The following is a 26,012-nucleotide window of genomic DNA, read 5'->3' as shown; positions in this document are numbered from 1 at the left end:
CGAAGCTGCCTGTTGATGGCCTGCCGGTATTGCGGTCAGGCGCGCTTCTGGCCGACGAAGCGCCCGGCGCCTTCCGGAGCCGGCAGCTTCGCATGCGCTTCGGTGAGCGCACGGAGCTTGCTCAGCACCTTCTCAGGCGCCGCCACCGCCTTGCCGGCCTTGCTGTCGACATGCAGCGCCATCTGTTCGGCGGTCGCGACGGCTTCGTTGGTCTGCGCATTGTAGATCGTCGAGAAGATGTGCAGGCGTTTCTCGTCGGAGGAAAGCACCTGGCAGGTCGAATAGAGCGCGTCGCCGAGCTTGGCCTCGCCGAGGTTCCGGATATGGGTCTCGACGGTGTAGTAGCTGTGGCCGTCGCGCACATAGTCGAGATCGACGCCGATCAGGCGCAGCAGGCCGTCGGTCGTGTCGCCGAAGACCTGAAGATAGCGATGCTCGGTCATGTGGCCGTTGTAGTCGACCCAGGCGGCACTCACCTTGGTGTCGACGATACGTAGCGGCTTGACGTCGCCGAGATCGGCTTCCGGCTTCCTGGCGTTGGCCCAGAGCCTGGCTTCGAAATCGGCAAGCAGTTTGCCGGCGCCCCAGCCTTCGCCGCCATTGCCGGCTTTCAGCGCATGCATGATGCCGACGAGGTTTTCGTCGCGGATGCGCTCGAGCTCGCGGATCGAGCGGCCGGCTGCCTGTGCGTCCGACTGGGCGCCGATCTTTTCCACCAGGGCGTCGTCGAGGTCGACGACATCGGTGAACTTCGTCCACGGCCATTTGAGGCAGGGGCCGAACTGGGCGAGGAAGTGGCGCATGCCGGCTTCGCCGCCGGCGATGCGATAGGTCTCGAACAGGCCCATCTGTGCCCAGCGCATGCCGAAGGAATAGCGCATGACGTTGTCGAGCGTCTCGGTATCGCAGATGTCGTCCTGGATCAGCCACAGCGCCTCGCGCCAGAGCGCTTCGAGCAGGCGGTCGCCGACGAAAGCCTCGATCTCCTTGGCGATGACGACGCCCTTCATGCCGATCTGCTCGACGCCCTGCATGGCGCGCTCGATCGTCGCCTTCGTCGTCTTCTTGCCGCCGACGAGCTCGACGAGCGGCAACAGGTAGACCGGGTTATAGGGGTGCGCCACGAACATGCGCTCGGGGTGGTGCATCTCAGATTGCAGGTCGGAGGGCAGCAGGCCCGAAGTGGACGAGCCGATCAATGCATCCGGGCGCGCCGCCGCATCGATCTTGGTGATGACGCCACGCTTCAGCTCCAGCCGCTCCGGCACGCTTTCCTGAATCCAGTCAGCATCTTGAACGGCTTCTTCGATGCTCTTGCAGAAGGTCAGTTTGCCCTTCGGCGGCAGCGGCGCCATGGTCAACATCGCATAGGCGCGCTCGGCATTCGCCATGACCTCGCCGATGATGCGCTCGGCTTCCGGATGCGGATCGAAGATCTTCACATCGATGCCCGCCAGCGCGAAGCGCGCCACCCAGGCGCCGCCGATAACGCCACCGCCGACGCAGGCTGCTCTCTTGATTTCGGTCATTCCTCACCTCGACTTCTAAAATTGCAAACTGCCCCTCTCCTCGGGTTAAACCCGAGAACCAGCTTTCCCCCCGCCCGCGGGGAGAGGGGGCTGAGCCCCTTCGGCTTGCGGCCTTCTCCCAGACTTGCGGGGAGAAGGTGCCGGCAGGCGGATGAGGGGCACTCTCCGGGACTGCCAGCTCGACTCAGCGCTTCGTCAGCTTCAGCTTCTTGCGGACTTCGTCGGGGCCGATGATCTTGGCGCCCATGCCTTCGATGACGCCGACCGCCTTTTCGACGAGCTGGCCGTTGGTCGCGAGCTGGCCCTTGCCGATATAGAGGTTGTCTTCGAGGCCGACGCGGACGTTGCCGCCGGCAAGGATCGCCGCTGCCGGATAGGCAAGCGCGTTGCGGCCGATGGAGAAGGCCGAGAAGGTCCAGTTGGCAGGCACGTTGTTGACCATGGCCATGAAGGTGTTGAGGTCGTCGGGCGCGCCCCACGGAATACCCATGCAGAGCTGGATCAGCACCGGATCCTCGATCAGACCTTCCTCGACGAGCTGCTTGGCAAACCAGAGGTGGCCGGTATCGAACGCTTCGATCTCGGGGCGGACGCCAAGCGCGGTCATCTGGCGGGCCATTTCTCTCAGCATCGACGGCGTGTTGGTCATGACGTAATCGCCAAGCGAGAAGTTCATGGTGCCGCAGTCGAGCGTGCAGATTTCCGGCAGACATTGCGCCACATGGGCGACGCGCTCGGTGGCGCCGGCCATGTCGGTGAACTTCTCGTTGACCGGGAAGGGGCTCTCGACATTGCCGAAGACGAGGTCGCCGCCCATGCCGGCGGTGAGGTTCAGTACCATGTCGACATCGGCGGAGCGGATGCGGTCGGTCACTTCCTTGTAGAGATCGAGCCTGCGGGAAGGCGCTCCGGTCTCCGGATCGCGGACGTGGCAATGGACCACGGCAGCGCCGGCCTTGGCCGCCTCGACCGCCGCTTCGGCGATCTGTTTCGGCGTGATCGGAACATGGCTGGACTTTGAAACGGTGTCTCCCGAGCCGGTGACGGCGCAGGTGATGAATACCTCGCGGTTCATGCTGAGCGGCATTGCTGTCTCCCTTTTATTGAGCCCATTACGAGCCAAGAAAGGCGGCGCTGCTTTTCATTATCGGCTCCATCTTATACATTATCGGTGACGAGGTGGAGAAGTTTGGGTATGGATCGGAACGTTTCGCAGGTGCAGCACGTCGATGTCCTGGTGCTGCCGGAGACCAATCTGATCCTTGTCGCCTCGGTGATCGAGCCGATGCGTGCCGCCAACCGCATCGCCGGGCGGCCGCTCTACGACTGGACGATCTATAGTCCCGATGGCGCGCCGATCGAAACGAAGAGCGGCATACCCATTCCGGTCTCGGGCATGTTCCGGCCGCAGCGCGAAACCTCGCCGCTCTTCATCCTGTCGAGCTACAACTGGCGGCGCAGCGCCACCTCGCAACTGAAGATGCTGCTTTCGCAGACCGCTCGGCACCGGGAGCTGATGGCGGGCATCGAATCGGGGTCCTGGCTGCTCGCGGAGACCAGCCTGCTCGACAATTTCAAGGCGACCACCCACTGGGAGGATTTCGAGGATTTCACCGCTGCTTACCCGCAGGTGACGATGGTGCGCGAGCGCTTCGTCATCGACGGCAAGCGGATCACCACCGGCGGTTCGCTGCCGACGCTTGACCTGATGCTGGAGCTCATTCGCCGGGCGCACGGTTATTCCTTGGCACTCGAGGTCTCGCGGCTCTTCATCTACGAGCAGGAGCGCACCCGCGGCGACCTCTTGCAGATGCCGGCGATCGGCAACATGCGTATCCTCGATCCGCGCGTCGGCGCCGCCGTGAAACTGATGGAGGAAACGGTGGAGGCGCCGTTGACGCTGGTGCGGCTCGCCCGCCGCATCGGTGTCAGCACGCGCCACTTGCAGGATCTCTTTCGCGACACGATGGGGGTCGCGCCGCACGAGCATTACCTGGCGCTCCGTCTCAACGCCGCCCGGCGCAAGGTGATCGAGACTCGCCTGGAGTTTGCCGATATCGCAGCGATTTCCGGCTTCAACTCGTCGTCCTCCTTCTCGCGCAGCTACCGGGCGCATTATCGCGAAAGCCCGAGCGAAACCCGCAGACGGCTGAAGCTGAAGACTTGAGGTCGCACTTCATGAAATGATTCAAGAAGGGTGATTTGCAGATTCGTTTCAGGCGTTTGGCGAGGAAAGGTCGGAAAGTGATTCCGTCGAGGACGGCCGTTCCGAGGGCTGGGCCGGCGCTCGCATCATCGAAATCATCAACTCGCCGATCTCGCCGGCAAAAGTGCCACGCGGCCAGACGAGTGTCAGAGACTGCCGGTAGGCCGGGCCGAGCCGGATCATGGCGGGCGGGCGGTGCACGCGGGCAAGCGAGGATTCCGGCAGTACCGAGAGATAGCCGTGCTCGCCGACGAGGTTGATGATAACGGGGATGGAGTCGACCTCGACGAGGGTGATGCGCCGCCGCTCCGCCTCGCTGAGCGTATCGTCGAGAAAGCGGGCGGCCTCGCGGCGCAGGCCGCTCCTTGCGCTGGGCACGGCAATCGGGCAGGTGGCGAGCAGACGCGGCATGTCGCCGCCGAGATCGGACAGCGCCGCGGCGGGGCCTGCGAGCACCAAGGGTGTTTGCGACACCCGCCGTCCGTCGCAATCGGCGGGGATCTCGGCGAGATCGAGCAGGGCGGCATCGAAGCGCCGGCTGCGGAGGCCGGCAAGGAGGTCGTCGGCCGTGGTGCTGGAAATGAACAGCGGCTGACGTGGGCGCGTGCGGTGCCAGTTGGCGGTCAGGCTCGCAAGCATGCGGGCGATCTCGCTTTCGGGCCCGAGCGGCATGACGGCGCCGAGCCGCCAGGTGGCGACATCGCGGCGGAAGCGATCGGCGGAAGCGTGCGTCAGCCGCGCCCATATGTCGAGCAGCGCCTCGACGAGTGGAATGATGCGCTCGGCAGTTGCGGTGCAGAGGATGCCGCTGTGGGAGCGCTCGAACAGGCGGCAGCCGAGGTGGCGTTCGAGATCGGCGATCTGCCGGGTCAATTGCGGCTGGCCGAGGCCGAGCGCCTTTGCCGTGGCGCGGATGCTGCCGGAGCGGGCGATCCGGACGAAGCGGTCGAGCGCGACGAGGCCGAGCGGCGGCACGGGGTCGGCGGGTTCTCTTCCCGCCGCATCGAGGATCACGGCGATCTTCGCCGTCGCCTCGCGGACAGCAGGCGCGCGGGCGCGGGCCTCCAGCGTCAGCACGATTACGCTCTCCTCCCGCCGGAAAAGCGGCATGGAGAGCGCCTGCTCGAACCTCTTGACCGCGGCGCTGACGCTTGAGGGTGCCCGGCTGCAGCGGGCGGCAGCGGCGCGAATGCCGCCTTCGCTAAGCACCGCATCGACGATTACGATCGTTGCCAGGTCCATTCGATGGTCCTTCTCGCGCGGGATGAGGAAATCTGTGCGCGGTTTTCGGTCCGCATCCCGCTCTACCTTTAGAATCGATCACGTGCAGCCGCATGCGCCGATGCTGTGTTCATGATTCGGCATCGCCCGTTCGAGATTTGGGATATAGCACGAGCGGGCGATAAGCGCATAGCATGCATGAAGCAGCCGGGCGCTTGCGAGCGGCGGTTGCGTGAAAATCCAGGCATCCGCGCGCAGCCTCGATGTCGAGGCGCGCCGCGCGGAAAGGTTCGTGTCGGCATGCTGCATCAGGTCAAAACCATCGTTCTCTGCGGGAAACCGCTGGACTTCGCGACACTCGAGGATATCGGGGCGGGAAGGGTGAGGCCGGTGGCGGACGACGGCGGCATGGAGCGCGTGGCCGCAGCCCACAAGGTGATCGCCGACCGCATCGCAATGGGGCTTCCCGTCTATGGCTCCAACACCGGCGTCGGCTCGATGAAGGACCGGCTCTGGACCGCCGGTGATCTTGCGGAGTTCAACAATTCGCTGGTGCGCGCGCACCACTTCGGCACGGGCGAGTTCTTCGCGCCGGCAATCGTGCGGATGGCGATCGCCATCCGCGTCAATACCGCGATGCGCGGCCATACCGGTTGCAGCCCGGAGTTGATCCGGGCTTTCCTGGCGCTCTCCGAGCACGACATCATTCCGGCCGTGCGCCGCCATGGTTCGATGGGCTGTGCCGACATCGGCCTGATGGGGCAGATCGCCTCGGTGCTGACCGGCGTCGGCGAGGCCTATTATCAGGGGCGTCTCGTCTCGGCAGAGACGGCGCTTGCCGAGGCCGGCCTGGAACCGTTTGTCATGCAACCGCGCGACGCGCTGGCAGCGCTCAGCGTCAACGCCATCGCCTTTGCCGCGGCCGCCGACGTGCTGCGCGAGGCTGCCGCCGCGATCCGGGTACTGCTCGTTACCGGCGTGATGTCGTCGCTGGCGCTCGGTGCGTCCGCCGATCCATGGCGGGTGGCGGCGACGCTTTCGACCCGCGGCGAGGCATTGGTCGGCTCCTGGCTCTATGGCCAATCCGGCATCTCCGACTGGCCGGTGCCGACGGCGATCCACGACCCGTTGAGCCTGCGCATGACGGCTCAGGTCTTCGGCGCCGTGGTCGATACGCTATTGGTCGCCGCCGGCCGGCTGGTGGAGCAGACCTATCTTTCCGACGACAATCCCGTCGTGCTCGGTGGCCAGGTCCATTCTTCCGGCGCATCGCTGCCTTTGACGACGACGCTCTATATCGAAGCGGCGCAGATCGCCTTTTCCCATGTGGCGCGCAACGTGCTGAACCGCTGCATCCTCCTGTCGAATGGCGGCCGCCGCAATCTCTCGGTCAATCTGGTGGCGCCCGGCGAAGTGGCGACCGGGCTCGGCCCGCTGATGAAGCTCGCGGTCGAGCTCTACATGCGCGTGCAGTCGCTCGCCGTGCCGCTCTCGGCGCAGTCGATCGTTGTGGCTGGCGGGCTCGAAGAGGAAGCGACCTTCCTGCCGCTGATCGTCGAGCGCATGGAAACGCAGGTGCGGGATCTCCGCCAGCTTGCCGCGATCGAGGCGATGCTGTCGGCGCAGGCGATCGACCTCGTCGGCGACCAGCCCCAAGGGATCGTCAAGCGCGCTTATGACCAGACCCGGTCGGTCACCGCGATCTATCTCAAGGACCGGCCGCTTTCGAAGGAGATCGAGGCGCTACAGGAGGCCTTCACCTGTCACGATCTCTTGCGCTCCTTCGTCGCCACCGCGCCGATGCCGGAGTTCGACGACTTCTTCGCGCTCGGCAAGTGATCGAAGACTGATCCAATTGGGAGAACAGCATGTCCGATTTCGATCTCGTTCTGAAAGGCACCGTTGTTCTTCCGCACAGGATCGTTGAGGCCGGCCATGTGGCGGTACGCGACGGCAAGGTCGTGCATGTCGGCCAGGGCGCGGCACCGGCGGCACGCGAGCGGCATGATCTCGGCAATGCCTTGATCCTGCCCGGCGCCGTCGACGCGCAGGTGCATTCGCTGTCGCAGAAGAACCAGGAGGATTTCGTCTGGTCGACGCGCTCGGCTGCCGCCGGCGGTGTCACGACGATCGTCGACATGCCCTATGACGAGGGCAATCTCGTCTGCTCCGCCGAGGCCGTGCGCCGCAAGATCGACCATGCAGGCCCACAGGCGCGCGTCGATTTCGCCCTTTATGGCACCGTTGACCCGGAGGACGGGCCGGCGCGGATCGGCGAAATGGTGGAAGCGGGCGTTGCCGCGTTCAAGTTCTCCACCTTCGGCACCGATCCGAAGCGCTTTCCCCGCATTCCGGCCGCCCTTCTCGAAGACTGCTTCCGCGCGATCGCGCCGACCGGGCTCGCCGCCGGGGTGCACAACGAGGACGACGAGGCGGTGCGTGCCGCGATCGACAAGGTGAAGGCGGCCGGGATCACCGACTATCGCGCCCATGGCCTGTCGCGTCCGCCGCTGACGGAACTGCTTGCCACCAACCAGATCTACGAGACCGGCGCGGCCACGGGATGTCCGGCGCATGTGGTGCATTGCTCGCTCGGGCGCGGCTACGAGATCGCCGCCGCCTACCGCGCGCAGGGTCACGCCGCGACGATCGAGTGCTGCATCCATTACCTGACGCTCGACGAGGAGAACGACGTTCGCCGTCTCGGCGGCAAGGCGAAGATCAACCCGCCGATCCGGCCGCGCGCCGAGGTGGAGAAGCTCTGGCGGCACGTGGCCGATGGCAGGGTGACGATGGTTTCGACCGATCACGTGAGCTGGTCGGAAGACCGCAAGACCAATCCGGACATGCTGGCCAACGCGTCGGGCGTGCCGGGGCTGGAAGTCATGGTGCCGCTCTTCGTCATGGGGGCGCTGGAGCGCGGCATTCCGCTGACGCGGGCGGCCGAACTGATGGCGCTCAACCCGGCGCGGCATTTCCGTATCGATCACCAGAAGGGGGCTCTGGAGGCCGGCAAGGACGCCGATATCATCGTCATGACGCCGGAGCCCTATATCTATGACGCCGCCGCAAGCGGTCATAACGTCGTCGGCTGGTCGCCCTATAACGGCATGAGCCTGCCCTGGCGGGTGGCTGCGACCTATCTCCGGGGGCAGCTTGTCTTTGATGGTCGCGCGGTGCTGGCCGAGCCGGGCACCGGCCAGTTCGTCCGGCCGCTTGCGACCTTGGTGCTCCAGGAGGCGCGATGATGACGCCCCGCATCAACCTGCCTGTCAATGCCGGCCGGATCGCCGGCATCGTCAACGGGCTGGCCGGCATCACCGAGCCGGACCGGCCCCATACGCGCCGCGCCTTCACGCCGCTGTTCCTCGAAGGCCGCGCCTTTCTCGATAGACGTTTTCGTGCGGCTGGCCTCGAAACACGGATCGATGCCGCCGGCAATCTGATCGGCCGGCGCAAGGGGCGCAAATCGGCGCTCGGCACCATCCTTGTCGGCTCCCATTCCGATACGGTGCCGGATGGCGGCCGTTTCGACGGCATCGCCGGCGTGGCGGCAGCGCTCGAAGTGGCGCGGGCGCTCACGGACAACGGCATCGAGCTCGACCATGATCTGGAGATCGTCGATTTCCTGGCCGAGGAGGTATCGATCTTCGGCGTCTCCTGCGTCGGCAGCCGCGGCATGGCCGGGGTGCTGCCGGATGGCTGGCTGAGCCGCACGCAGGGAGACTTGAGCCTGCGGCAGGGCATCGTCGAAGTGGGTGGTGATCCCTCCCGCCTTTCGGGCTCGAAGCGCTCCGACATCAAGGCCTTCCTGGAACTGCACATCGAGCAGGGTCCGGTGCTGGAAGCCGGGCGGCTCGATGTGGGCGTCGTCACCGCCATCTCCGGAATCACCCGCATCGAGATCATCGTCGAGGGACAGGCCGACCATGCCGGCACGACGCCGATGGGGCATCGCCGCGATGCGCTGGTCGCGGCCTCCCGGCTGGTGCTGGAGATCGAGAAACTGGCGACGGAATTTTCCGGAGGCGAGGGGCATTTCACGGCCACGGTCGGCGAGTTCTCGATCGAGCCGAATGCCGCCAACGTGGTGCCGTCCCGCGCGCGGCTGCTGATCGATGCGCGCGCCGAGCTGCGCCCGCAGATGGAGCGGTTCCTCGCCGCGCTCGGGCCGCTTTGCCAGGGCGTTGCCGCGGCATCGGGCGTTGTGATCGCGCCTGCCAATGTGATTTCCGACAACCACCCGACGCCGGGCGATGCGCTGTTGCTGTCGACGCTCGAAGAAAGCTGCGACGCGATTGGTGCCAAGCACCGGCGCATGGCGTCCGGCGCCGGCCACGACACCGCCTGGATGGGGCGCATCACCCGCTCGGCGATGATCTTCATTCCGTGCCTCGGCGGGCGCTCGCATGCGCCGGAGGAATGGGCCGAAAACGACGATATCGCGCTTGGCGCCGCCGTGCTCTTCGATGCGGTGAAGAGGCTCGACAAGAAACTGCAGGAGAAGGTGTGAGATGGGCCGGATACTGAAGGAGAAGGACGTCGAGGCGGCGGTCAAGGGCGGTTCCGTCTATGCGGCGGGCGGCGGCGGCTGGGCCGATCATGGCCGCATGCTGGGATACGCCGCGGTCTCGATCGGCAAGCCTGAGCTCGTCTCGATCGACGAACTCGACGCCAACGACTGGGTGGCGACGGCGGCCGCGATCGGTGCGCCCGCCTCGACCACGCCCTGGGAAATGCGCGGCGTCGACTACGTCAAGGCCGTGCAACTGCTGCAGGAGGCACTTGGCGAGAAGCTTTCGGGCCTGATCATCGGCCAGAACGGCAAGTCCTCGACGCTGAACGGCTGGCTGCCTTCGGCGATCCTCGGCACCAAGGTGGTCGACGCGGTCGGCGATATCCGCGCGCACCCGACCGGCGACATGGGCTCGATCGGCCTTGCCGGATCTCCGGAACCGATGATCCAGACGGCCGTTGGCGGAAACCGCGAGGAAAACCGCTACATCGAGCTTGTGGTGCGCGGCGCCACCGCCAAGGTCTCACCTGTCCTGCGCACCGCCTCGGACATGTCCGGCGGCTTCATTGCCTCCTGCCGCAATCCGGTCCGGGCGTCCTATGTGAAGGCCAATGCGGCGCTCGGCGGCATCTCGCTGGCGCTCAAGCTCGGCGAGGCGATCATCGCGGCCGAAGCGAAGGGCGGCAGTGCGGTGATCGATGCGATCGTCAAGACCACCAATGGCGCAATCCTTGCCGAAGGCACGATCACCGACAAATCGGTCGTCTATACCAAGGAAGCCTTCGACATCGGCACGGTGACGCTGGGGAAGGGCGCCGACTCCACGGTATTGCACGTGATGAACGAATATATGGCGGTTGACTCTGCGGAAGGCCGGCGGCTGGCAACCTTCCCCGACGTCATCACCACGCTGTCGCCGGAGGGTGAGCCCTTAAGTGTCGGGCAGCTTCAAGTCGGCATGAAGATCTTCGTGCTGCATGTGCCGAAAACGGTGATCCCGCTGTCCTCCAGCGTGCTCGACCCAACGGTCTATCCGTCGGTCGAAAAGGCGATGGGCATCGAGCTCGCCCGTTACGCGCTTTCCGGAAATTGATGGGAGCGATGTCATGGCGCGCGATGCAGGACTGGAGGAACTGATCCGGGAAGAACTCGGCGACCGATCCGGGCTTTCGGAGAAGGCAATGTTCGGCGGCTGGGCTTATCTGCTTCATGGCAACCTGCTCCTCGGCGCACGTGAGGGCTCGCTGCTCGTCAGGCTCGGCAAGGGCAATGACGGCTGGGCTCCCCGATATCGAGCTGATGGTGATGAACGGGCGGGCGATGCACGGCTGGGTACGCGTAGGAGCCGATGCCTATGGCGACGATGCGCTCCGTCGGCGCCTGATCGATGGCGCGATTGCTTTCGTGGAGACGCTGCCGCCGAAATAAAGGGGGCGAGTTTCCGCCCTGAGCATTGAGGGGCAGCCAACTTCGCCATCACAAGTGAAGGGCAGCCATCTTTGCCACCGTGAGAGAGGGAGCAGCGACCTCTCGCCGCCATGAATGAGTGTGGACAACGACCCCGCCGAGACGACAAAGAGGAACGAGACGATGCCCAAGGCCAATCCCCGTCATCCTGGTTTTCCGATCCCCGGCGGGCCGGAGCTGCGCGCCAAGGGCTGGCGGCAGGAAGCGCTGCTGCGGCTCCTCGAAAACGTGCTTTCGGTCGGCGAGGATCCCGACAATCTCGTCGTCTATGCCGCGCTTGGCAAGGCGGCGCGCAACTGGCCGGCGCATCGCGCCATCGTCAGGACGCTCACCGAAATGGACGAGGACCAGACGCTCATCATCCAGTCGGGCAAACCGGTCGGCCTCTTGAAGACCCATGCCAAGGCGCCGCTCGTCATCATGGCCAATTGCAACATCGTCGGGCAATGGGCAAAGGCCGAGGTTTTCTACGAGCTTCAGCGCAAGGGCCTGATTTGCTGGGGCGGGCTGACGGCCGGCGCCTGGCAATATATCGGCAGTCAGGGCGTGATCCAGGGCACCTACGAGATCTTCATGCGCATTGCCGAGCGCCGTTTCGGCGGCGATCTCTCCGGCCGCTTCGTGCTGACGGCGGGGCTTGGCGGCATGGGAGGCGCGCAGCCACTTGCGGGCCGCATGGCGGGGGCGGCGATCCTCTGTGTCGACATCGATGCGGAACGGGGGAAGAAGCGCCGGGAGATCGGCTATCTCCAGGAGATCGCGCCCGATCTCGACGCGGCGCTCTCGATGATCGACGCGGCGGTGAAAGAGAAGCGGGCGCTCTCCGTCGGCCTCGTCGGCAATGCCGCGGAGATCTATCCGGAGATCGCCCGGCGCGGCATCGTGCCTGACGTCGTCACCGACCAGACCTCGGCGCATGATCTCGTCTACGGCTACGTGCCGAAGGGCATGAGCCTCGATCAGGTGAAATCGCTGCGCGACGACGGCCAGGGGCAATTGATGGCGGCAAGCCGCGCCTCGATCGTCGAGCATGTGAAGGCGATGCTCGACTTCCAGAAAAAGGGCGCGGAAGTCTTCGACAACGGCAACCTCATCCGCACCCAGGCGCGCGAGGGTGGCGTCGCCAATGCCTTCGACATCCCGATCTTCACCGAAGCCTATCTGCGCCCGCTCTTTGCTCGCGCCATCGGCCCGTTCCGCTGGATGGCATTGTCAGGCGAAGAGAGTGACATCGCCCGCATCGACGATCTGCTCTTGGAAATGTTCCCGGACAACAGGATCATCACCAACTGGATCAGGCTGGCGCGGCAGCATATCCCGTTTGAGGGGCTGCCGGCGCGCATTGCCTGGCTCGGCCATGGCGAACGCACGGCGCTGGCACGGCGCGTCAACGAGCTGGTGGCATCCGGCGAGCTCGAGGGGCCGGTTGCGTTTTCCCGCGACCACCTCGACGCCGGCGCCATGGCGCACCCCAACATTATGACCGAGCGGATGAAGGACGGCTCGGACGCGATCGCCGATTGGCCGCTTCTCGACGCCATGCTGCTCTGCTCGTCGATGGCCGATCTCGTCGTCGTGCATTCCGGCGGCGGCGGCTATGCCGGCTACATGACGAGCTGCGGCGTGACGGTCGTTGCCGATGGCACAAAGGCCGCCGACGAGCGGCTCGACCATGCGCTCACCAACGACACCGCGCTCGGCGTCATCCGCTATGCCGATGCGGGGTATGACGAGAGTTTGGAGGAGATCGCCGCCAAGGGCATCGGGCACGTGAAGGTGTGAGGACCTGCGGCTTTGCCAAGCTGTCTCACACCTGTCACGGCACTCTGGAATCCATTTCAGGATAGAGAACAACGCTCTCCTGCGCGGTTGGCTCGTTGCGCGCCCCGACAAAAACGGCTGGCTGGGCACCTCGATTGACGGCTACGTGCAACACGTTGGCAGGGATGTACAGATAATCTCCTGGGTGCATCACATCCCGGTGCTGGAGTTGATCGCCACTCCATAGTTCCAACTCTTCACCGCTCAACATGTAGAAGGCAGTCTCGTGGCGCTCATGCACATGCGCCTTGGTGCGCTTTCCAGGCGGGATCGTCGCAATACCGAGCCACAGTGTCGTGGAGCCAACCGACTCCGCACTAATGCCGGGCAGGTAATCGGGCCCCTGTTCAGCGCGGTAACCGGCGTCCCCTTTGGACACGAGGGCCTTGCCCTGCGAGAAGCCTGGACGCGCGTCGGTTCGTTCTTTTGAAATCGTCATGTTTCGGTCTCCTCTGTGGTAGTCTGGTCGACCTACGCAAAGGATCGCAAGAAGACCGGCTGGAGTCCTGAATGGAAGGGCGAAAAGTTCCGAAATATTCCGAAGATGTCGTGGCCGATCGCGTCGAGCCGCAACTGTTCGCGTTCGGGACATTCATCCTCGACATGCAGCGCGGCGCCCTGACGTGTGAAGGGCGGCGGGTCGCAACTGGCCATAAGGGCCTGTTGCTGTTGCACGCGCTGGTGCGAGCGTCGATGCAGGTCGTGAGCAAGTCCGCGCTGATGGAGGCAGCCTGGCCGGGGGCTATCGTTGAGGAGAGCAATCTCTCGGTTCAGATCGCTGCCTTGCGCAAGATGCTGGGCCCGCAACCGGAGGGGAACGAATGGATCGCCACCGTGCCGCGTGCGGGGTATCGTTTTGCCGCCCGGGTGAAAAGCCTGCATGCGGTTGCCGCTGATGCGCCGCCTGCGTTGCCAGGTTCGCCCGCGAACCCAGGCAGACCATCGATCGTGGTCCTACCGTTTGCAAATTTGAGCAGTGACACGCAACAGTCGTATCTGGTCGATGGTATCACCGAAGACGTGATCACCGCGCTCACGAGATTTCGGTGGTTTCGGGTCATCGGGCGCAATTCAAGTTTCGTCTACAAGCACAAGTCGGTGAGTGCCAAGCAGGTGGGCCGAGACCTGGGTGTCGATTACGTGCTCGAAGGAAGCGTGCGCCGCTCCGGCGGCCGTCTTCGGGTCTCCACGCAACTGGTCGAAACCACCTCGGCCAGCCAAGTGTGGGCCGAACGGTATGACCTGGAAATGGAAGAGGCATTCGCAGTTCAAGACGCCATCGCAGAGAGGGTTGCAGGTGCGATTGAACCGGAACTGTTGAAGACGGCATCATTCCCCTCGTCGGCGCGGCACACGGGGAACTTGACGGCGTGGGAGATCGTGCGGCAGGGGACCTGGTATTTCCACCAGGTTGGCCGGCAGACCCACCTGATTGCACGAGAGCTGTTCAGGGAGGCGTGTCGGCTTGACCCCGAACTTGCCGAAGCGCATCTCTGGCTTGGTCGCGTGAGCGCAGGCATCGTCGCCTACGGGTGGAGCGAGCGTCCTTCCGATGACATCAAGGAGGGTTTGGACGCCGCCTTGGCGGCAGTTCGGCTCGACGAAAAGAACCCGTACACACACTATGCGCTGGCGATCTGCAGCGCGTATGCGAATGCGCCTGAGCAGGCGGTCCTTGCCGCCGAAAGGGCGATCGAGATCAGTCCGAGTTTCGCCCTTGGCCACCTTGTCCTGGGAATGGCGGAGCTGTTTAGGGGGAGCGCGTCTGGTGCCATAGCGCCGCTGGAACACGGTCTGATGTTGAACGCCAACGACCCGCAGAACTTCGTTTGGCTGAATTTTCTGGCGCTCGCCCACTTGTTTGCAGGCGACGGAACCAACGCGCTCGCTGCTGCCGTGAGGGCCCAAAAAGTGCGCCCCGCATGGCGGCCGGTCCATGAAACGCTGGCCTGCTGTTATGCGGCGGCTGGGCGTCTTGCAGAGGCTCGATCATCGTGCGCGTTGATGAGCGAAATGGAGAACGCGTCAGGCGACGCTTTAGAGCCGCTCAGACAGCGCAATCCGCATTGGCAGCAACGATTGGCGGAATTGTTGCAACAAATCCCGAGTAACCCGTTTCCGACGCCTCAACCTTCCTGACCTTGCAGGCGATCTGACAACTGTTGCTCCCACCGTTGCTACGGCGCTCAAGCGGTACGCCGGTATCTTGGTGTCGCGCCTGCCCCACGTTACAATGCACGCCTCACTGCCCGGAGGCGATCATGACATCGAGCTTCAATGTGCAGAGTGCTGATGGTTACGAGCAACTGATGGGGCGATGGAGCCGGCAGCTTGCGCCGCTCTTCATTGATTTCGCAGGCGTTGCCGACGGTGAGCGGGTGCTGGATGTCGGCTGCGGCACCGGCAGTCTGACTTTTGCATTGCCGCATGCGGCCAATCTCAGCGAGATTGCCGCAATCGACTTTTCGCCTGTCTTCGTCGAGGCAGCGACCCAGCGTAACACCGATCCCAGGGTCCACATCCGGCAGGCTGATGCCTGCGACCTGCCATTTCCGGAGGGCTATTTTGATCGGGCGCTGGCACTTCTGGTTCTGCATTTCGTGCCGGAGGCCGGCAAGGCCGTTGCCGAAATGCGCCGTGTCGTGCGGCCGGGCGGCGTGGTCGCCGCTACGGTATGGGATCATCTCGGCGGTATGTCGGGCATGCGGATGGTGCTCGATACGGTCGCGATGCTGGATGAAAGGGCAGCTCAGGTCCGCAGCCGCTATTGTTTCCAGCCGATGATGCGGCCGGGCGAGATGAAGCAGAGTTTTGAGGCGCATGGACTCGTGGACGTCGAGCAGACCTCGCTCCTGATCCGGATGGACTATCAGACCTTCGAGGATTTTTGGCAGCCGATCGCTGCGGGCGAGGGACCACTCGGCAAATATGTCGGCTCATTGGATCCGGCGCTGCGGGCGAAGGTCGACGCGGCCGTGAGGGCCGCCTACGAAGCCGGCCAGCCGGATGGCCCGCGGTCCTTCGCGTCGGTGGCCTGGGCGTGCCGGGGTATCGTTCCCGGGGCGTGACGGCATTCTGCCACACACGCAAACCTCATCCCTGTGCTCGTCAGCACCCGGAGTGGCAGAACTGCGCTGGCTATCCCTCGACGCCTGACCTTCACACCACCGTCTCGCCGCCATCCACCACGAGGATCTGGCCGGTCATGTAGGAGGAGCGGTCGGAGACGAGGAAGAGGATCGACTCGGCGATCTCGTCGACGCTTGCCCAGCGGCCGAGTGGCACCTTTTCGCGGATATAGGCTTCGATCGCGCCGCGGCCGCCCATCTGGGCGATGAAGGGCTCGTTGAAGGGCGTATCCACCCAGCCCGGGCAGAGCGCGTTGACGCGGATGCCGTGGCGGGCGTAGTCGCCGGCCATCTGCTTGGTCATAGCGATGACGGCGTGTTTGGTCGTGGTATAGGCGATCATCTCGCGGTCGTAGAGCACGCCTGAGGAGGAGGAGGTGTTGACGATGACGCCGCGGCCGGCGGCCCGCATCGACGGCATGACGAGGCGTGCGGCCATGAAATGGGCGCGCACGTTGAGGTTCCAGGAGCGGTCGAAGCCCGGGATCTCGACCTGTTCCAGATCGCCCGCAACCTGCGCGCCGGCATGGTTGTGCAGGATGTCGATGCGGCCGTGGCGGTAGAGGATATCGGCGATGCCATCGGCGAGGGCTGCATCATCCGTCACGTCGATGGCGAGCGCCTCGGCGCTGCCGCCCGTTACGGCAATGCCATCGACGGTGGCGCTGGCGGCCGCAAGGCTGCGATCGACGACGACGACATGGGCGCCTTCGCGCGCCATGATTGAGGCACCCGCCTGGCCGATCCCGGAGCCGGCTCCGGTCACGATCGCGACCCGGTCTTTCAGGATCATGGTTTCACTCCCCGGATTTCGTTTTCTTCTCCCGCATCAGGATGCGGGCGGTCAGGATCAGAAGCAGCGAGGCGACGAGGACCAGCGTCGCGATCGCGTTGATCTCGGGCGTCACGCCGCGGCGGATCGAGGCGAAGACGTAGATCGGCAGGGTGGTCTTCGAGCCCGCGACGAAGAAGGCGATGATGAAATCGTCGAAGGAGAAGGTGAAGGCCAAGAGGAAGCCCGCAAGGATCGACGGCAGGATCTGCGGCAGCACGATCAGCCGGAAGGTGGTGAGCGGTGTCGCGTAGAGGTCGCTCGAGGCCTCGACGATATCGCGGCCGAGGCTGGCGATGCGGGCCTTCACGATCATCGTCACCAGCGCCATCGAGAACAGGCCGTGGGCGGTGATGATCGAACCGTAGCCGAGCCCGAGCTGCGGCGGCTGCTCGCCCGGCCAGATCGCTGCCAGCGCCGGATTGACGAAGGAGAAGACGGCGACGAGCGCCACCAGCGTCGCGATGCCGATGACGACGCCGGGCACGACGATGGCTGCGGCAAAGAGCGCGTCGAAGATCGCCCGGTTGCGCGGCGCCAGCCGCTCCATGCCGAGTGCGGCCATGGTGCCGAAGACCGCCGCGAGCGTGGCGCTGGTGAAGGCGATCATCAGGCTGTTCTGCAGCGCCGAGACGAGGAAGGTGTTGGTCAGCGCCTTGCCGTACCAGGCGGTCGAAAACCCGGTGAACTCGCTCGCATTGCGCCCCGCATTGAAGGAGAACAGCACGACGAGCGCGATCGGCGCGTAGAGAAAGAGGTAGACGGAAGAGATGAAGGCGCGCATCAGACGAGATCCACCTGTCTTGTGCCGGCGACGCGGAAGGCGATGCGCATCGCTACCATCAGCACCACGACGACGACGGCAACGAGTGTGACGGCGATCGCCGAGCCGAAGGGCCAGTTGCGCGATTGCAGGAAGAGATCGACCAGCGCATTGCCGATGAAGAACACCTTGCCGCCGCCCAAGAGCTGCGGGATCAGATATTCGCCGAGCAGCAGGATCGTCACCAGCGCCACGCCGGTCATCACGCCCGGCAGCGACAGGGGCAGCGTGACGCCGAAGAAGGTCGAGACCGGCTTGGCGCCGAGGTCGGCGGAGGCTTCGAGCAGGCGGCGGTCGAGTTTTTCGAGGCTGACATAGATCGGCATGATCATCAGCGGCAGGTAGCCGTAGACGATGCCGAGCAGGACGGCGCCCGGCGTGTTCAGCATTCTCACGTCCTCGATGCCGATCATCGACAAGAGGTTCGGGATGCCGCGCGAGCCGAGGATGTACATCCAGGCATAGGTGCGCACCAAGAGGCTGGTCCAGAAGGGTACGACGACGAGTGAGACGAGGATCAGCCGGTAGCGCGGGTTCGCCTTGACCGCGAGGTAATAGGCAACCGGATAGGCGATCAGCAGGCAGGCGAGCGCACCGATCGGCGCGAGAATCAGCGTGTTCCAGAAAGCCGCCGCCCGCGTCGGCAGGTTGGCGAACTGGGCAAAGGTGAAGGCCGCCTGATAGCCGCCTTCCGGTGCGCGTTCGCCAAAGGCGAAGACCAGCATGGCGATGAAGGGCAGCACGAGGAAGATCATCAGCCAGGCGGCAGCCGGCGCCACCAGCGCCGCCGTCACCAGGTTTCTCTTCGTGTTCGTTGCCGCGGTCATGAAAATGGATCCGTTGAGTTTCAATGGCAATTCGGCCCGCGCGGCAAGGGAAGGGCCCCTCATCCGCCTGCCGGCCCTTCTCCCCGCAGGCGGGGCGAAGGGGACTCGTTGCTCCCGCTCGTCTCCATGCATGCCAAGCGGGAGATGGGAGCGAGGGGCTTGCCGCTTGTCCCTTCTCCCCGTCAGAACGGGGAGAAGGTGCCGGCAGGCGGATGAGGGGCGTTCTCCTCACCGCGCCGATGATGGGGCTCCCTTTCCGCGTGGGACAGTCGGATGGCAGATCAGGCCGACTTGAAGCGCGCCATCAGCTCGGCGCGGCCGGGGTCGGTGAGGGTGACGGCGGCGCCGAATTCGAGCGGCGTCAGCGCTGCCTCGTCCGGATAGACGATCTTGTTGCCGGTGACGTCGGCCGGCAGCAGCTTCAGAACGCGGCTGTCGGTGGTCGGTGCGCCGTTGGCGATGTGTTCCTTGACGGCGTTTTCCGGCGTCATCAGGTAGTTGAGCAGCGCGTAACCGGCCGCCTTGTTGGCGGCGCTTTTCGGGATTGCGTAGAAATCCGACCAGATCTCGCCGCCGTCCTTGCCGAGCGTGAACTGGATTTCCGGCATGTCGCGGTTGAGCTGGGCGCCGTCATTGGTCCAGCACATGGTCATCCAGGCATCGGTGGCGCGCATCGACGGCTGGTAGTCGCTGTTGATGGCGTAGAGATGCGGCTTCACCTTGATCAGCAGTTCCTCGGCCTTGGCGAGTTCCTCCGGCTTGATCGAATTGAAGGAGTAGCCGAGCGAGACCAGCGCATTGCCGATGGTGGTGAGCTGGTAGTCGTGGACCATGGCGCGGCCGTCGGCCTCGGTCATGGCGATCTCGAAAAAGTCCTTCCAGCTGGTCACCGGCTTCTTGATCTTGCCGGAGTTGACCGCGATGCCGGTCGTGCCCCAGTTCTTCGGCACGGCATAGGTCTTGCCATCGACGATGCCTTCGTTGGTGAAGCGGGCCGTCTCGGTGGAGGCGTCGTAGTTCGGCAGCTTGGAAAGATCGAGCTCGTCGATGAGGCCAAGCTTCACATAGGTCGAGATCGTGTAGTTGGTGGGAACGAAGAGGTCCCAGCCGGTGCCGCCGGCCTGCAATTTCGCCAGCATCTCCTCGTTCGAGCCGAAGACGTTGACCTCGACGGCAACGCCGGTTGTCGCCTGGAAGGCCTCGAAGGTCGCAGGGTCATGGTAGTTCGGCCAGGTGGCGATCGACATCTGCGTGCCGAGGTCGCCGGCAAAGGCGGTGGAGTTGAAGAGGCCCGGCTGGCGCGCGAGCACCGCGGTCGCAAGCCCGAGGCCGGTCACGCCGAGGAAGTGGCGGCGGGTGACCGAGCCGCGCTTCAGGCGCATCAGTTCGTCGGCGAGCTGATCGGCGGTGATAGGGGCATTTTCTCTGTACCATTTGCTCATGACGCTGTTCCCTTTATCGTTTGACGTACATGCGAAGGTGCCGCCGGTCTTAGGCGGCAAGAGATTTCAGGCTGGAAAGACGTGCAGCGCATTCGGATCGAAGGCGAGGCCGACCTTTTCACCGGGTTCGACGAGCTCGCCGTCGCCGAGCGTGCGGCGGTCGGCGGTCACCAGGAAGTCGCCGAGCCCGTCGACCGCAACGGAATATTCGACTGCCGACCCCAGGAAGATGCGGTGCGTGACGGTGCCGGCGAGCGTGTCTGCGTTGGCGGCGCCATTGCGCGTCAGGTGGATCGCCTCCGGCCGCAAGGCCACCATGGCAGCGCCCCTCGTGCCGTTGACCGCCGGGGCGGCGAAGCGGGCGCCGTTGGCAAACTGGACCGAGGCATTGCCGTCGACGGTGGCGGAGATCCGGTTGGTCTTGCCGACGAAATCGGCGACGAAGAGGCTCGCCGGGCGGTCGTAGATTTCCTGCGGCGGCCCGACCTGGACGATGCGACCGGCATTCATGACGCAGACGAAATCGCTCATCGACAGCGCTTCCTCCTGGTCGTGGGTGACGAGCACGAAGGTAATGCCGAGATCGCGCTGCAGCGTCTGCAGCTCGATCTGCATGGCGGTGCGCAGCTTCTTGTCGAGGGCCGCCAAGGGCTCGTCGAGCAGCAGCACCTTCGGCTTGTTGACGATGGCGCGGGCAAGCGCCACGCGCTGCTGCTGGCCGCCGGACATTTCGTGGATGCGACGCTTGCCGAAGCCGCCGAGCCGCACCATTTCCAGCGATTCCTGGGCGCGCCGGGTGATCTCGCCGGCGGCGATGCGCGGCCGCATCTGCCTCAAGCCGTAGGAGACGTTCTGCTCGACGTCGAGGTGCGGGAACAGCGCATAGTGCTGGAACACCATGTTGACCGGGCGGCGGTAGGCGGCCACGCCGTTCATCGGCTCGCCGCTGATGAAGACCGTGCCCTCGCTCGGCTGCTCGAAGCCGCCGATCATGCGCAGACACGTGGTCTTGCCGCAGCCGGAGGGGCCCAGCAGCGCCATGAAGGCGCCGCGCGGCACCTCGAGATTGATGTCCGATACGGCCGTCACGGCGCCATAGCGTTTGGCGACCGAACGGAATTCGATGTCGTTCGTCGAAGCGGATGTCACGTCTGTTCCCTGCGGTTGTTATCGGATGTCGCCAGGAATCTCCCGTCCCGGCACTCCACCGTCATTGACACGCAGCCTAGTCACCGCGTGGCCTGCCGGTATATACCCCGAGAGAGGTATTTCAACGTGAGAAGCTCTGTGTGAGGAGTATACCCCTGAAGCGGCAGGCATTGACCGGGGGAGCGGTTTGAGCGTCGATCTCGAAGGACTTTTTCAGGTCATGGCGCCGCTGGTGACGGGCGCGCCGCTGGAAGACGAGGCCGTCGGCACCACCTATCGGCGGTTGATGTCGATGCTGATGACTTTCGACTATGTCGTCGTCTTCGCCTATCGCGGCAAGGAACGGCCGATCGATCTCTACAGCACCTTCAACGCCAAGGACCATGTGCTCTTCGTCAGCCTCTACCAGGCGGGGCCTTATCTGCTCGATCCGTTCTACCATGCGGCGTCGCAGGGCAAGCCCGGCGTCTGGCGGATGCGCGAGCTCGCGCCCGACCGGTTCTTCTCGTCGGAATACTACCGCACCTATTACGTGCAGACGGGGCTTGCCGAGGAGGTCGGCTTCTTCGTGCCGCTCGACGAGCAGATCACCGTCGTGCTCTCCTTGATGCGGCGCGAGGCGACGGGACCGTTCAGCGCGGCGGAGTTTGCGCTGCTGAAGAAGGTCGAGCCCTTGGTCTCCGGCCTCGTGCGCCACCACTGGGCGGGTCTCGGCCGGCAATTCGATGCGGCGCTGGCGAAAAACGGCCGCAGCCGCCGCAAGGCGACGCATCCGCCGGCCGATGGCGTCTGGCAGCATCTGAACCTGACGGAACGGGAATCCGCGATCATCGAACTGGTGCTGCAGGGCCATTCGTCGGAATCGATCGGCCTCAGGCTTGGCATCTCCACCGGCACGGTGAAGGTCCACCGCCGCAACGTCTACCGCAAGCTCGGCATCTCCTCGCAGACGCAATTGCTGTCGCTCTATCTGAGAAACCTCGGGCAATAGCGGGCGCGCTCTAGCACCTCCGGCCGCCACGCCGGTAAGGGACGCGGACCGTCAGCGCGTCCATTCAAAGTCTTTTTCCTCGCCGGCTCTTCGCTGCCCCACTGTCGTGCGGCAGCGCGCTTCCATCCGCTCTCCTCCACAAACGTGAACGGTCGCTTTGTCGATCGCTCTTGACATTTTTTTCAGGTCATGAAATTTCTTTCATAAGCGGATAAAAATATCACGCGGTGCAAAAAATATCATGCAGCGCAACAAGAGACGCGGGTGGAGACAATGACGATCATCGGTGGGGCAGGCATTCGGGATGACGAGACCAGCATGGCGACGCGGGCGGCCTGGCTGCACTATGCCGGCGGCCTGACCCAGGCCGAGGTTGCCAAGCGGTTGGGTCTCACCTCGCTGAAAGCCCATCGGCTGATCATGAAGGCCAACCAGGAAGGGCTGGTGAAGGTCTATATCGACGGCGAAGTCTCCGAATGCGTCGAACTCGAACAGGCGCTTTCGGCGCGCTACGGCCTCGACTATTGCGAGGTGGTGCCGGACTTCGATTCCGACGATCTGCCGCTGAAGGCGCTCGGCATTTCCGGCGCGCAGTTCCTGAAGCGCGAGATCGAACGCGGCGAAACGGCGCTGGTCGGCGTCGGCCATGGCCGTACGCTCGCGGCCTGCGTCGAATATCTGCCGCGCATGGCGAGCGGCAACACCCGGTTCGTCTCGCTGCTCGGCGGCCTGACCCGCAAGTTTTCGGCCAATCCGCATGACGTGATTCACCGGCTCGCCGAGCGCACCGGCGCGGAAGCCTATGTCATGCCGGTGCCGTTCTTCGCCAACACGGTCGAGGATCGCGACGTGCTCTTCAGCCAGCGCGGCGTGCGCGAGGTCTTCGATCTCGCCAAGACCGCCGACCTGCTGATGGTCGGCATCGGAACCGTCGAGCGCGAGGCGTCGCTGGTCTCGACCGGCATGATCGAGACCAGCGAGATCGAGGAGATCCAGAAGGGCGGGGCGATGGGCGAACTGCTCGGCCACTTCTTCGACGAGGATGGGGCGCCGGTCGAAACGGCGCTATCCGACCGCACCTTCACGCTCAGCCGCGAGGACCTGAAGAACCGCCGCGCGGTTGCCGTTGCCGGCGGCAAGATCAAGGTGCCGGCCATTCGCGCGGTGCTTGGCAGCGGACACCTGAGCGGCCTCATCACCGATGAGCGGACCGCACGGGCGCTGGCCGCCCACAGCGCATGAGGCGCTGAGACATTCGAGGCCATGGGGAGGGCAGGGAGGATCTGCCGTCCAGGTCTCAAAGGGAGGAATACCGGTGGGGTAGCCGGCACTGCAATCATACCCGCAACGGAGGAGAAGACGAATGTACGAGAAGGAGAAGGACCTCATCAGCGCGTTCCTGCGTGGGGAGGTGGACCGCCGCGGCATGCTCAAGGGATTGGGCGCGGCAGGCTTGACGGCCGGCACGGCCGGCACGTTGTTCAACATGATGTCGACCCGGGCGCTGGCCGCCGATTTCGACTGGAAGGCCCATTCCGGCAAGAAGCTGAAGCTGCTTTTGAACAAGCACCCCTACGCCGATGCGATGATCGCCAACCTGCAGGCCTTCAAGGATCTGACCGGCATCGAGGTCACCTATGACGTGTTTCCCGAAGACGTCTATTTCGACAAGGTGACGGCGGCGCTGTCGTCGGGCTCGGCCGAATACGACGCCTTCATGACCGGCGCCTACATGACCTGGACCTATGGTCCGGCCGGCTGGATCGCCGACCTCAACGAATGGATCAAGGATCCGACCAAGACCAACCCCAACTACAATTGGGACGATTTCCTCGTCGGCGTGAAGAACTCCTGCGCCTGGAACGGTCAGCCGGGCGGGGCGCTGGGTTCGGAAGATGCCAAGCAATGGTGCATCCCGTGGGCGTTCGAACAGAACAACATCACCTATAACCGCGAGATGTTCGACAAGGCCGGCGTCGAACTGCCGAAGAACCTCGACGACATGATCGCGGTCGCGGCCAAGCTGCAGAAGGACATCGGCGGCATCTACGGCATCGGCGTGCGTGGTTCGCGCTCCTGGGCGACGATCCATCCGGGCTTCCTGTCGGGCTATGCCAACTTCAACCAGAAGGACCTGAACGTCTCGGCCGACGGCAAGCTGTCGGCGGCGATGAACACCGCCGAATCCAAGGCCTACCACGCCAAGTTCGTGCAGATGATCCAGGAAAGCGGCCCGAAGGACTGGTCGACCTATACCTGGTACCAGGTGGGCACCGACCTTGGCGCCGGCGCCTCGGCCATGATCTTCGACGCCGATTGCCTGGGCTACTTCATGAACGGCGGCGACAACAAGATGGCCGGCAAGCTCGGCTATGCCGCCTTTGCCGCCAACCCCGAAGCCACGGCCTCGACCCCGAACATCTGGATCTGGTCGCTCGCCATGTCCAACTTCTCCAAGGACAAGGACGCCACCTGGTACTTCCTGCAATGGGCTTCCGGTCCGGAGCATGCGCTGTTCGGCGCCACCAAGATGGACTTCGTCGATCCGGTTCGCCAGTCGATCTGGAAGGACGAGATCTTCCGCGAGAAGCTGAACAAGAGCTATCCGGGCTATGTCGAAATGTTCGACGCTTCGGCCGCCGGCGCCTCCATCAAGTTCACGCCGCAGCCGCTGTTCTTCGACGTCACCACCGAATGGGCGGCGACGCTGCAGAAGATGGTCGCCAAGCAGGTGCCGGTCGACGAAGGTCTCGACCAGCTCGCAGAAAGCATCAACCGCCAGCTGCAAGAGGCGGGTCTCGGCTGATAGGCCTCCCAAGCGATGCCCGGCGCCCTAGAGCATCCTGCCCCTCAAGTGGAACCACGCGAGGCAGAAAGATGCTCTAGAATCAAAGTGCTAGAGCGTCCTTCGTGCGTTCGTACGAACGCACGGCGCTCCAGTGGCGCCGGGCATTCCGAGATGCCTGTCATGGCCGGCTTGCGACGATCCCGGTCGTCGGAAGCCAAAACGTGGGAGCCGATCTGGCGCGAGGCGCCGGCTCCAGAGACAACCTGAGATGCCGAGGACTGGCGCGGGCTCGAGCTTCCGCGTGCCGCGTGCGTTCTTCAAGACTTCAGGAACGGAGCTCGACATGGCTTCAACAGAAACCCTTCGCAGACCGGCCTCCGGCTTCAGGATCAGCAGGAAGATGCTTCCCTATGTGCTGAGCCTGCCGGCGCTGCTCGTCTGCATCGGCATCCTCATCCCGTTCTTCACGGCGGTGGTCTATTCCTTCCAGCGCTACCGGCTGAGCCAGCCCTGGAGCCGTCAGTTCAACTGGGGCGAAAACTACCTCAACTTCTTCACCGACCCGGCCTTCTGGAACACGCTCAAGGTATCGCTGCTCTATGCCGGCATCACCGTGACGCTGGAGCTGCTGCTCGGTCTCGGCATTGCGCTGCTCTTGCAGCGCCGCTCGGCGGTCAACAATTTCATCTCGATCATGCTGCTCCTGCCGCTGATGATCGCGCCGGCGCTCGCCGCGCTGATGTGGAAGCTGATGACCAATCCGAGCTTCGGCATTCTCAGCTACCTTGCAAGCCTCATCGGTCTGCATGATTTCCGCTGGGCGTCCTCGCCGGACACGGCACTGCTTACCGTCGTGCTCGTCGATATCTGGGTCTACACGCCCTTCATCATGATCCTGCTGCTTGCGGGGCTGCGCTCGCTGCCGACCCAGCCCTTCGAGGCGGCAGCCCTCGACGGCGTGCCGCGCAGCTTCGTCTTCTTCCGCATTACGCTGCCGATGCTGACCCCCTACATTCTGACGGCGACGCTCTTCCGGCTGCTCGACAGTATCCAGCAGTTCGACATCATCTATGCGATGACGCAAGGGGGGCCGGGCAACACGCTCACCGTCTTCCAGGTCGAGGCCTATCTCAATTTCTTCCAGTCGACCAATGTCGGCCGTTCGGCGGCGCTGCTGATCATCCTGTGGGCGATCACCTACACGCTGTCCAACGTCTTTATCAAGAATTGGCTGCGCCTGCGCGAACGCGCTCGCGGCGAAGCGTAAGGAGG

21 protein-coding genes and 1 pseudogene are annotated in these 26,012 nt (G+C 64.4%); 13 read left to right on the top strand and 9 right to left on the bottom strand.

Translation table 11 applies throughout. The features are described from left to right. Positions 1-35: 35 nt before the first annotated feature. Positions 36-1,529, bottom strand: a complete 1,494-nt coding sequence (locus tag AC1Z3V_RS30445) for a carnitine 3-dehydrogenase (RefSeq protein WP_483503686.1) — start codon at positions 1,527-1,529, stop codon at positions 36-38. Positions 1,530-1,713: 184 nt separating this feature from the next. Then, positions 1,714-2,616, bottom strand: coding sequence for a 3-dehydrocarnitine:acetyl-CoA trimethylamine transferase BcoG (bcoG, locus tag AC1Z3V_RS30440; protein ID WP_429806438.1), 903 nt, complete (start codon positions 2,614-2,616; stop codon positions 1,714-1,716). A gap of 108 nt (positions 2,617-2,724) precedes the next feature. Here bcoG and AC1Z3V_RS30435 point away from each other — a divergent pair, with 108 nt between their 5' ends. Next, the gene (locus AC1Z3V_RS30435) at positions 2,725-3,696 is read left to right on the top strand and encodes a GlxA family transcriptional regulator (RefSeq protein ID WP_483503684.1); all 972 of its coding nucleotides are present in this window, start codon (positions 2,725-2,727) and stop codon (positions 3,694-3,696) included. 48 nt (positions 3,697-3,744) lie between these two features. Here the strand turns inward: AC1Z3V_RS30435 and AC1Z3V_RS30430 are convergent, their stop codons facing one another. Beyond that, positions 3,745-4,977 (bottom strand): LysR family transcriptional regulator, encoded by a 1,233-nt coding sequence (locus tag AC1Z3V_RS30430; protein ID WP_483503682.1) that lies wholly within the window; start codon positions 4,975-4,977, stop codon positions 3,745-3,747. Positions 4,978-5,256: 279 nt separating this feature from the next. On the opposite strand from AC1Z3V_RS30430, the gene AC1Z3V_RS30425 reads away from it, so the two are divergent. The 6 genes and pseudogenes from AC1Z3V_RS30425 to AC1Z3V_RS30400 all read left to right on the top strand — a co-directional run bounded on the left by AC1Z3V_RS30425 (position 5,257) and on the right by AC1Z3V_RS30400 (position 12,721). Then, positions 5,257-6,795, top strand: a complete 1,539-nt coding sequence (locus AC1Z3V_RS30425) for an aromatic amino acid lyase (protein ID WP_483503680.1) — start codon at positions 5,257-5,259, stop codon at positions 6,793-6,795. 29 nt (positions 6,796-6,824) lie between these two features. Beyond that, positions 6,825-8,204: a dihydroorotase gene (locus AC1Z3V_RS30420; RefSeq protein WP_483503679.1), complete on the top strand. Its 1,380-nt coding sequence runs from the start codon at positions 6,825-6,827 to the stop codon at positions 8,202-8,204. Continuing rightward, on the top strand, positions 8,201-9,469 hold the full coding sequence (locus tag AC1Z3V_RS30415) for a Zn-dependent hydrolase (protein ID WP_483503677.1): 1,269 nt from the start codon (positions 8,201-8,203) through the stop codon (positions 9,467-9,469). The genes AC1Z3V_RS30420 and AC1Z3V_RS30415 overlap by 4 nt, the downstream gene beginning before the upstream one ends. 1 nt (position 9,470) lies before the next feature. After that, a complete protein-coding gene (locus tag AC1Z3V_RS30410) occupies positions 9,471-10,565 on the top strand; it encodes a DUF917 domain-containing protein (RefSeq protein WP_483503675.1) in 1,095 nt (364 codons plus the stop codon). Positions 10,566-10,578: 13 nt separating this feature from the next. Further along, positions 10,579-10,900 (top strand): annotated as a pseudogene (locus tag AC1Z3V_RS30405) (cold-shock protein). Positions 10,901-11,062: 162 nt separating this feature from the next. After that, on the top strand, positions 11,063-12,721 hold the full coding sequence (locus AC1Z3V_RS30400; protein WP_483503673.1) for a urocanate hydratase: 1,659 nt from the start codon (positions 11,063-11,065) through the stop codon (positions 12,719-12,721). A gap of 34 nt (positions 12,722-12,755) precedes the next feature. On the opposite strand, the gene AC1Z3V_RS30395 is transcribed toward AC1Z3V_RS30400, so the two are convergent. Continuing rightward, positions 12,756-13,199: a cupin domain-containing protein gene (locus tag AC1Z3V_RS30395; protein ID WP_483503671.1), complete on the bottom strand. Its 444-nt coding sequence runs from the start codon at positions 13,197-13,199 to the stop codon at positions 12,756-12,758. 71 nt (positions 13,200-13,270) lie between these two features. Between AC1Z3V_RS30395 and AC1Z3V_RS30390 the strand changes: the two genes are divergently transcribed. Beyond that, on the top strand, positions 13,271-14,899 hold the full coding sequence (locus tag AC1Z3V_RS30390; RefSeq protein ID WP_483503669.1) for a winged helix-turn-helix domain-containing tetratricopeptide repeat protein: 1,629 nt from the start codon (positions 13,271-13,273) through the stop codon (positions 14,897-14,899). A 122-nt stretch (positions 14,900-15,021) separates the two neighbouring features. Next, positions 15,022-15,828 carry a class I SAM-dependent methyltransferase gene (locus AC1Z3V_RS30385; protein WP_483503668.1) on the top strand — a complete coding sequence of 269 codons (807 nt, stop codon included), beginning with the start codon at positions 15,022-15,024 and terminating at the stop codon, positions 15,826-15,828. 91 nt (positions 15,829-15,919) lie between these two features. Here the strand turns inward: AC1Z3V_RS30385 and AC1Z3V_RS30380 are convergent, their stop codons facing one another. From AC1Z3V_RS30380 to AC1Z3V_RS30360, 5 genes are all read right to left on the bottom strand, one after another. Continuing rightward, complete coding sequence (locus AC1Z3V_RS30380) at positions 15,920-16,681, bottom strand: SDR family NAD(P)-dependent oxidoreductase (protein WP_483503666.1); 762 nt, start codon at positions 16,679-16,681, stop codon at positions 15,920-15,922. 4 nt (positions 16,682-16,685) lie between these two features. Next, a complete protein-coding gene (locus AC1Z3V_RS30375) occupies positions 16,686-17,504 on the bottom strand; it encodes an ABC transporter permease (protein WP_483503664.1) in 819 nt (272 codons plus the stop codon). Further along, entirely contained in the window at positions 17,504-18,370 is an 867-nt protein-coding gene (locus tag AC1Z3V_RS30370) for an ABC transporter permease (RefSeq protein WP_429806462.1), read from the bottom strand. The genes AC1Z3V_RS30375 and AC1Z3V_RS30370 overlap by 1 nt, the downstream gene beginning before the upstream one ends. 281 nt (positions 18,371-18,651) lie before the next feature. Continuing rightward, positions 18,652-19,812: a polyamine ABC transporter substrate-binding protein gene (locus AC1Z3V_RS30365; protein ID WP_483503661.1), complete on the bottom strand. Its 1,161-nt coding sequence runs from the start codon at positions 19,810-19,812 to the stop codon at positions 18,652-18,654. Positions 19,813-19,878: 66 nt separating this feature from the next. Beyond that, positions 19,879-20,961 (bottom strand): ABC transporter ATP-binding protein, encoded by a 1,083-nt coding sequence (locus AC1Z3V_RS30360; protein ID WP_483503659.1) that lies wholly within the window; start codon positions 20,959-20,961, stop codon positions 19,879-19,881. 220 nt (positions 20,962-21,181) lie between these two features. On the opposite strand from AC1Z3V_RS30360, the gene AC1Z3V_RS30355 reads away from it, so the two are divergent. From AC1Z3V_RS30355 to AC1Z3V_RS30340, 4 genes are all read left to right on the top strand, one after another. After that, a complete protein-coding gene (locus tag AC1Z3V_RS30355; protein ID WP_483504181.1) occupies positions 21,182-21,952 on the top strand; it encodes a helix-turn-helix transcriptional regulator in 771 nt (256 codons plus the stop codon). Positions 21,953-22,225: 273 nt separating this feature from the next. After that, complete coding sequence (locus AC1Z3V_RS30350; RefSeq protein WP_483503657.1) at positions 22,226-23,194, top strand: sugar-binding transcriptional regulator; 969 nt, start codon at positions 22,226-22,228, stop codon at positions 23,192-23,194. A 121-nt stretch (positions 23,195-23,315) separates the two neighbouring features. Next, positions 23,316-24,758: an extracellular solute-binding protein gene (locus tag AC1Z3V_RS30345; protein WP_483503655.1), complete on the top strand. Its 1,443-nt coding sequence runs from the start codon at positions 23,316-23,318 to the stop codon at positions 24,756-24,758. 325 nt (positions 24,759-25,083) lie between these two features. Further along, the gene (locus tag AC1Z3V_RS30340) at positions 25,084-26,007 is read left to right on the top strand and encodes a carbohydrate ABC transporter permease (RefSeq protein ID WP_429806471.1); all 924 of its coding nucleotides are present in this window, start codon (positions 25,084-25,086) and stop codon (positions 26,005-26,007) included. Positions 26,008-26,012 lie beyond the last annotated feature (5 nt).

This window comes from Ensifer sp. 38_S197, assembly GCF_056924495.1.
This window is presented reverse-complemented; position numbering and strand designations above follow the sequence as displayed.